Below are 8491 nucleotides of genomic sequence, written 5' to 3' on the forward strand. Positions count from 1 at the left end.
GAAACGAGGTTGCAAAAAAAATCTTTTGAGATAGTGCAATTCGCTGTTCTGTGCGGACAACGCACCCTACATTAAGATGTAAGGTGCGCGGTACACAGCCTAGGTTAGAATTTGTGGTCTACTGCCGAAACGCAGCGTTCGCAAATTAGCGGATGTTCGATCGACTCTCCGACGTGAGTCGAGTAATTCCAGCAGCGATCGCACTTTTCCCCCTCTGCTTTGACTACACCAATCGCCAACTCCGGAGACTGATAAGTGTACGGCAATTCTTGCAGGATGGCATTCGATTCTACCAGTTCCACTTCCGAAGTAATGAACAAATAGCGCAGTTCGTCTACACCGTTCCCGGTCATTGTAGAATCGTGCCCTGCAGCTAGGTCAGCAGGAATTTCTGGCTTGGGTTCGATCGCAACTAATTCTGCTTTCGGGATTTGGGGTGTTTCTACAAGCGCCGTTTCTACTGAGGCTGTTTGTACGATCGCCTGTGTTTCTACAAGCACAAGCGCTGTCTCTACTGCCGGTGCGAGGACGATCGCCTTTGTTTGTGCAGGCACGATCGCGGTTGTCTGGCCCAGCACATCTGCTGTCAGCAAATCAATTTGTAGTGCAATTTTTTGACGGTTGGCCGCAAACAGCAAGTGACGGAAAACAAACCAGATTGTAAATAAGATGCCGATGACTTCCAATAGGCCTCCCAACATCGGAATCTGATTAATCGTATCCAAAATCGCCAGCGTTACTCGGCCCGTTATCAACAAAGAGGCTAACAGCCCAAGTGTTACCAGCACTTTTTGGTTTTCTGTGATAAAGTTACCCGCGTATTCAGGCAAATTAGCTACAAACTCGGCGACTCGATCTAAGATTGGCTGCCCATCTGAAGCCGACGATTCTGGGGCAGAATACTGTATTATCTCAGAAGAGCGATCGCCCTTTTGAGCGAGCGTTTCCGCCTCAACATAAATTGTGTTTTCTGTCAACACTTTCGCAACATTTGCCGCTTGTTCTTCCTGCCGATCTTGTGCTACTTTTGCTTTCTCCTCTGCGGCTGAGTGTACGAGTGAATTTTGCGATCGCACATAATCCACCAATTCTTCGCTGCTGGGATTCAAAGCTTGCAATTGCTGTCTTTTCTCAACATCGGGAACGTACAATAAAACCTTAGCTTCCAAAGAAGAACCGATCGCCTTTTCAATCCGGGCTTTTTCCAAAACCTTGTTAACTTCGCCGCGCACTTGTCGCAAATACTGCCAGCGAGTCGCCAATTCTGGATTGTGCCACGAAGCATCAAGTTGCACCCAGCCGGCTTCAAATACTGACTTGTAAGGAGTCGGATAGGGAAGGTACTGCCAAATATCCTCAGCCATGTGACACAAAACAGGTGCGATCGCCCGTGCTAAATTCTCCACAGCAATTGCAATCACCGTCTGACAACTGCGGCGGCGAAGGGTATCTGTCGCGCTGATGTAAAGTCGGTCTTTGGCAATATCCAAGTAAAAATTCGATAAATCCACCGTGCAGAAATTCTGCACAGTTTGGAAAAATCTGGAAAATTGGAAGCTTTCAAAAGCATCTTGGACTTCCGCAAATACTTCGCCCATTCTGTGCAGCATATAGCGGTCGAGTTCCGGCAATTCCTCGTAAATAACGGCATCTTTTGCGGGGTCAAAGTCGTGCAAATTGCCCAGCAAAAACTTAGCTGTATTGCGAATTTTGCGGTAAACATCCGACTGCTGTTTGAGAATGTTTTTGCCCAACGGCACGTCTGCCGAGTAGTCTACCGAAGACACCCACAACCGCAAAACATCGGCCCCATATTCCTTAATTACTGCCGCCGGATCTACGACATTGCCTTCAGATTTGCTCATCTTGCGGCCTTTTTCATCTAGCACAAAACCGTGAGTCAAAACTGTTTTATAAGGAGCGACGCCGTTAGTTGCTACACTCGTAAGCAAGCTGGATTGAAACCAGCCGCGGTGTTGGTCTGAACCTTCCAAATAGATATCAGCAGGATAGTTTAATTCCGATCGACCTTGGGCAACTGCGGCCCAGGAAGAACCCGAGTCAAACCACACATCCATCGTGTCGGTTCCCTTGCGGTAAGTGCGGCCGTTGTTGCGGTAAGATTCCGGCAGCAATTCATCGATCGACAATTCCCACCAAGCATCCGAACCTTTCTCGGCAAAGATAGCTTGCACGTGGGCGATCGTTTCTTCATTTAACAGCGGTTCGTTGGTTTCTTCGTCGTAGAATACGGGAATGGGAACGCCCCAAGTCCGCTGGCGAGAGATGCACCAATCCGACCGATCGCCCACCATTGCAGTAATCCGATTTTCCCCTTGGGCGGGAATCCAATTCACCTCGGCGATCGCTTTTAGGGCTTCATCTCGGAACCCTTCAACCGAGGCAAACCACTGTTCCGTCGCCCGAAAAATAGTCGGCTTTTTCGTGCGCCAATCGTAAGGATAAGAGTGAGCGTAACTTTCCTCTTTAATCAAACAATTTGCTTCGGCAAGGGCATCAATGACTGCGCCGTTGCCGTTTCCGAGGACATTTAAACCTGCAAACTGTCCTGCTTCTGCGGTGAAATTTCCGTTTTCATCTACGGGGGTTAAAACTGGCAAACCGCAGCGTTTTCCGACGATAAAGTCTTCTTGTCCGTGCCCCGGTGCGGTGTGTACCAATCCGGTTCCTGAATCAGCGGTAATGTAGTCACCGCCGGCAACAATTGGACTTTCGCGATCGAACAGCGGGTGTTTGTAGATGCAGCCTTCTAATTCTTTGCCTTTGAAGGTAGCGAGTATTTTTAATTGAGTGTTAAAAGTTGCCGACAGCCGATCGACCGCATCGACAGCTACTAACATAAATTGTTGTGCGATGTGGGAATTTGCCGGCGGTTCCACCACCGCATAAGTCAGTTCGGGATTGACTGCGATCGCCAAGTTTGCCGGAATTGTCCAGGGAGTAGTCGTCCAAATCGCCGCCCAGAGGCTCGGCATATAGCGCTTGAGCTTCGTTTGCAGGGATTTTGACAGTTTTTTCACGTGGAAGCCGACGTAGATGCTGCGCGACGTGTGGCCTTCGGGATATTCCAATTCCGCTTCGGCGAGGGCTGTTTTCGAGCTCGGGCTCCAGTGAACGGGTTTGAAGCCGCGGTAGATGTAGCCTTTGAGTACCATTTGACCGAAAACGCCGATTTGAGCCGCTTCGTATTCGGGTTTTAGGGTTAAATACGGGTGTTCCCAGTCGCCCCAAACGCCGTAGCGCTGGAAGGATTCGCGCTGCTGTTCCATTGTTTGCTGCGCGAAGGCGGAGGCTTTGCGGCGGAGTTCGATCGGGGTTAGATTTAGCCGCTCCTCCGATTTCATGTTCTGCAATACTTTAAGTTCGATCGGCAATCCGTGACAATCCCAACCGGGCACGTAGCGGACTTTTTTGCCGCGCAGCATTTGGTAGCGGTTGATAAAGTCTTTGAGGATTTTGTTGAGGGCGTGGCCGATGTGGAGTTGTCCGTTAGCGTAGGGCGGGCCGTCGTGGAGGATAAACAAGTCGCCTGGGTTATTGTCGGATAGGCGATCGTAGATTTCTTGATCTGCCCAAAACTTTTGCAATTCTGGTTCGCGCTTGGCCGCGTTAGCGCGCATATCAAACTTGGTTTTGGGCAGATTTACCGTGTCTTTGTAAGATTTAGCTTCCATTTTTGACAAACTTTTTATGTAGTTAGTTGTTAGTAGTTAGCGGTTATTTGAGAGATGATATCAAGTCCGGTTAAATAATCATAATTAAATTTGTAGTGAGGAACGCAAGTCCTCTCTCGTCCTTGAAGAGTTGACAGCCAGATATTTTAGTATAAGCGATCGACCGCACATTAGATCGAACCAAATCCGTAGAGTTCTCTCTCTTCTCGAACTCTGCGCCCTCTGCGCCCTCTGCGGTTTAATCATTCCGGTCGAACCATAAACGATATCACAAATCGACCTTCGGCTATTGGGTTAGCCAACTGAACATTTCACCGACGGTGAGATTGAAGGATTCAGCAATTGACACTTGCAGTCGGTTTTAACCGACTTCCGCTATGAGACAGGGAATAAATTCCCTGTCGGAATGTCGGACTCGGGCGAGTGAAAACCCCTCAGAGGAACAGTCCCAACCCGCGGCTAACGGCATTTCCCATGCGATCGCAAAATGACGCGGCCGGCACTCCCTGTCCTTGCTGTTCCCATTTTTCCACGAGTTGGCGGCCTAGGGGTGTGAGGCGAAAACTGTCGGTAATGCCTTGTCCGTCTACTTCCCGCCGCAGTACGCCGACTTGGATCAGCCAGAGTAGGGAGTTTTCGGCTACGAGTTCGGATACGGGCGATCGGGTGTAGCCGCTTTCGACACCCGCGTTTGAGGCGATCGCACTTAGGAAAACACTGTTATCGCGGATGGTCTGGAAGAAGTGTAATTGAAAAGGGCTGCACCGGACCGCGCGATCGGCTCTTTTGACAGTGCGGCCGGGATAACTAATAGATTTAAACGCTTCGGATGGGATAAAAGTCATTGAGAGAATTTCTGAACAGGTACTATATTTTTTATGATTGCAGATATAACGACGTATTGACAGTTGAAGTGGGCGATCGGCTGCTGTATCCCTGACAATAGTCAAAGAAGCGAACACTAAGGCTTATTTACCCAATTAACTTTTACACTTATTATGACCTATATACTGAATAATATCCAACATTTCTATTTTTATGATTTCTCCATAGCTTCTTATACTATTAAAATGATCGGGAAAGGTATAAAGGCCGTTTACTTGCATCCAATAACCCTGCGTTCTCTCAGGAGATTGATGCCTTCTACCTAAACCAATTCTTAGAGAAGCGATAGTCCTATTTAACTGTGACTTAGCTAATCATCCCCTCAATTTCTGGATCTGTAAACCCAAATTGCCTGAAAATCCGCAACACATAAGCTGGTGACATTTCCCCAGCACCCATATCAATCGGAACAATCCTTTTTCGGTCTTCAATTTCACGCATATACAAACGATAGTCCCCTTTCCCCTCTCGGTAAAACTGACATCCGTTTTATTCTAAAATCTTAATTAATGCTTTAGGTTTTAAAGATGGAAGGTTTTTAGGCATAAACTTTTCTTAGTTCATAAGTGTCTGAGCCTTCGGCATCTTCTAAAGTTAGAAACTCGTGTAATTCATTAATAGAAAGAGGGCTGAGATAAACATCAGACTCGGATTCATAGACTTCGGAAAATGACTCAATAGCTTGTTTGAGTTTATCAATAGATTGTTCGGGAGTATTGCCTTGTCCCACAAATCCATTTTCTAAACACAAAGAAACCCAATAATCAGCACTTTTTCTGATAATTACAGTGTAGAAATCAATCATATTTTACTTAGTAAATTAAGTTTAATGGAGTCAGCAAATTTTGAGGAGACACCGATAATCTAACACGCTATCGCCCACAAGTCAAGGCGGAGGATAACCCCACCGAACTATTGCAGAGTGCAGAATTTCCGTGCGTAAATACCAGATAGATATTATACAGATAGCCTGCTCTATACTACAAAGTAGGGACAAGCGCCTGTCCGAGAGCAGTAACACCCAGACAAGACCACTACTCCAAATCTTGAAACAGCCAACCAGGGAGCATATTAATTATGTCACAACCTCGGTATGATGACGAAAAAAACGAGACGCGCCATGCAGCTACAAGCGAAGAGGCTTGCACTAATATGGAAGAAAAATACGGTTGGCAGCTTAAAAATGTAGAAGAGACTGGCAATTCTATTTTGAGCGTTGATTGCATTTTTGATGGAAATTGCGAGTTTCCGCCGTCGCCAATGGACTTGAGTCAAGGTGATTACCTGAAGGAGAGAAAAGAAAATGCGTAAATACATTATTTTCCGCGCCGAAAAAGGTGAACTGGAAAAATACCGTTCACTCACCGAAACAAAAGTAGGAGAAAGCTTTTACCGAGTAGCTAATGCCGGATCGGTTAAGTCATTGATTTGGACAATAGCCGAGCATTATGACTCTAGTGGTAAGCCATCCCCAGCACCGGGCTATCGTTTAACCGAAAGCGTTGTTGTCCCAAGTGCGATCGATCCAATGTTTCCCAGTGCATCAACTCATTTTAGAGACAGCGGGTGGGAAGTTGTGAAAGTTCAGGAATATACCCCTGAAATTCCCGCTCCCTATGGCGCAGAGTTTGACTCAATTTGTATTTGCTATTGCGCTTACAAACCAATAGAAAATGCTCCACTCAAGCAATATGAGCGATCGCCCGCAACCATTGATTCATTCGGAGGCGATCGAACAGCTTACGATCGCTGGCTAGAGTCCCAAAAACAACCGACTGAAGTTTAATTAATAAGACTTACCCACAGCTAATCCGAAACCGGTTTTTTTGCCCAGAAGACGCATTACAGCGCGCCGAAATCTAAAAAACCCGGTTTCTTTGCTTTTGATGCGTAAGTCCAGATTAAATCAGCTCACCTCGCCCGGTTTAGAGAAACCCTACACAAAGAAACCCAATAATCAGCTTTTTTTCTGAGAAAAACAGTGTATAAATCTATCAAATTTTATTGGTAAATTAGTTTTAATTGATTCAGCAAATTTTGAAAACACACCAATAATTTAACACCCGATCGCCGATCGGAGAATTACCACCGCAGAAACACCTGGATCCCAGAAAGGTATAGAATACTTAGGATAGAGCAATCAATTTACCTACTATGACAGAAGACAAAACATTGACAACCGCTAGCGGGATTCCGGTTGCAGATAACCAAAATTCCTTGACAGCAGGTGAACGCGGGCCTATCCTCATGCAGGATTTTTACCTGATGGAAAAACTGGCTCACTTCAACCGGGAACGCATTCCTGAACGCGTTGTCCATGCAAAAGGAGCCGCTGCATTTGGCACGTTTACCGTCACCAATGACATTACTCGCTACACCAAAGCTCACCTATTCTCAGAAGTTGGCAAAGAAACTCAGGTTCTCCTCCGCTTCTCTACCGTAGGCGGCGAACAAGGTTCAGCGGATGCCGAACGTGACCCCAGAGGTTTTTCGATGAAGTTCTACACCGAAGAAGGAAACTGGGATTTAGTAGGCAACAACACGCCTGTTTTCTTCATCCGCGATCCGCTCAAATTCCCTGATTTGATCCACACCCAAAAGCGCCATCCCCAAACGCATCTCAAAGATCCTGACGCCAAGTGGGATTTCTGGTCCCTGAGTCCAGAAGCTTTGCATCAGGTGACAATTCTGTTTTCCGATCGCGGTACGCCGAAAAACCACCGCCACATGGACGGTTTTGGCAGCCATACCTTCAGCCTGATCGATGCTCGAGGAGAACGGGTTTGGTGCAAATTCCACTTCAAAACCGTGCAAGGTATTGACAATTTCACCGCCGAAGAAGCGATGCGGATCAAAGGCGAAGACCCCGATCATGCGACTCGCGATTTGTTTGAGGCAATCGACCAAGGTAATTATCCCAAGTGGCGGTTTTGCATTCAAGTAATGACCGAGGCCCAGGCTGCAGAGTATCGCGAAAACCCCTTTGACTTGACAAAAGTGTGGAAGCATTCAGAGTTTCCGTTAATTGACGTGGGAATCCTGGAACTCAATCGCAATCCACAAAACTTTTTTGCTGAGGTGGAACAGGCGGCATTTTCTCCTTCTAATGTCGTTCCAGGTATTAGCTTCTCTCCAGACAAAGTGCTGCAATCTCGCATCATGTCTTATCCAGATGCTCAACGCTACCGTCTCGGTGCAAACTATCAGCAATTGCCCGTCAATCAACCAAAGTGTCCGGTGATGAACTATCAGCGGGATGGCGCAATGGCACCGGGTAACAACGGTGGTAGCGGGCCCAACTACGAACCCAACAGCCACGAAGATGCCCCGAAGCAAAACTCGGTCTATGCTGACCCAGCTTGGGACTTAGGAAATGTCAAAGTCGATCGCTACGATCGCCGTAAGGGAAATGACGATTACACTCAAGCAGGAGACCTCTATCGCTTGATGAAACCCGACGCACAGCAGCGGCTTGTCGCTAACATTGTGGAAAGTTTGAGTGCAGCAAAACCGGAAATTCAGATGCGCCAACTCTGCCATTTTTTCCGCGCCGATCCGAATTACGGCCGGCAAGTCGCAGAAGGTTTAGGAATTGCGATCGATCCTTCTATGATGCCCGCTGCTGCTCAACCGATTGGTGTGTAGAACCCGCGAACATTCAATTAGACATCTGCTTTTTAGCAGATGTCTATTCTCACATCTTGCACTATTCTCGCTGAACAGGCAAGATGCCTGTGAAGCGAGAAAATCTACTCTTTGTGGAACAGGCATCTTGCCTGTTCAAAAAAGGATTATTGACAATGGTGCAAGAGCTCAGTATTGAAACTATGCGTGCAATTAGACATCTGCTTTTTAGCAGATGTCTATTCTCACATCTTGCACTATTCTCGCTGAACAGGCAAGATGCCTGT

Annotated in this window: 8 protein-coding genes; 4 read left to right on the plus strand and 4 right to left on the minus strand. The window is 47.0% G+C overall.

All coding sequences use genetic code 11. The features are described from left to right. Positions 1–104 precede the first annotated feature (104 nt). The 4 genes from ileS to QUB61_RS00150 form a co-directional block, all read right to left on the minus strand. Positions 105–3695, minus strand: a complete 3591-nt coding sequence (gene ileS, locus QUB61_RS00135; RefSeq protein ID WP_333133304.1) for an isoleucine--tRNA ligase — start codon at positions 3693–3695, stop codon at positions 105–107. Between the two features lie 434 nt (positions 3696–4129). Beyond that, positions 4130–4540, minus strand: coding sequence for an Npun_F0494 family protein (locus tag QUB61_RS00140; protein WP_333133303.1), 411 nt, complete (start codon positions 4538–4540; stop codon positions 4130–4132). Positions 4541–4886: 346 nt separating this feature from the next. Beyond that, the gene (locus QUB61_RS00145; protein WP_333133302.1) at positions 4887–5021 is read right to left on the minus strand and encodes a hypothetical protein; all 135 of its coding nucleotides are present in this window, start codon (positions 5019–5021) and stop codon (positions 4887–4889) included. A gap of 97 nt (positions 5022–5118) precedes the next feature. Next, on the minus strand, positions 5119–5385 hold the full coding sequence (locus QUB61_RS00150) for a type II toxin-antitoxin system HicB family antitoxin (protein ID WP_333133301.1): 267 nt from the start codon (positions 5383–5385) through the stop codon (positions 5119–5121). 272 nt (positions 5386–5657) lie between these two features. On the opposite strand from QUB61_RS00150, the gene QUB61_RS00155 reads away from it, so the two are divergent. The 4 genes from QUB61_RS00155 to QUB61_RS00170 all read left to right on the plus strand — a co-directional run. Continuing rightward, positions 5658–5891: a hypothetical protein gene (locus QUB61_RS00155; protein WP_333133300.1), complete on the plus strand. Its 234-nt coding sequence runs from the start codon at positions 5658–5660 to the stop codon at positions 5889–5891. Continuing rightward, positions 5884–6366, plus strand: a complete 483-nt coding sequence (locus QUB61_RS00160; protein ID WP_333133299.1) for a hypothetical protein — start codon at positions 5884–5886, stop codon at positions 6364–6366. Before QUB61_RS00155 ends, QUB61_RS00160 begins: the two co-directional genes overlap by 8 nt. A 368-nt stretch (positions 6367–6734) precedes the next feature. Then, the gene (locus QUB61_RS00165; protein ID WP_333133298.1) at positions 6735–8225 is read left to right on the plus strand and encodes a catalase; all 1491 of its coding nucleotides are present in this window, start codon (positions 6735–6737) and stop codon (positions 8223–8225) included. A gap of 83 nt (positions 8226–8308) precedes the next feature. Next, the coding region (locus tag QUB61_RS00170; RefSeq protein WP_333189744.1) for a hypothetical protein at positions 8309–8491 on the plus strand (183 nt) is incomplete at its 3' end.

Source organism: Microcoleus sp. C2D2 (assembly GCF_036702495.1).
GTDB lineage: Bacteria > Cyanobacteriota > Cyanobacteriia > Cyanobacteriales > Microcoleaceae > Microcoleus.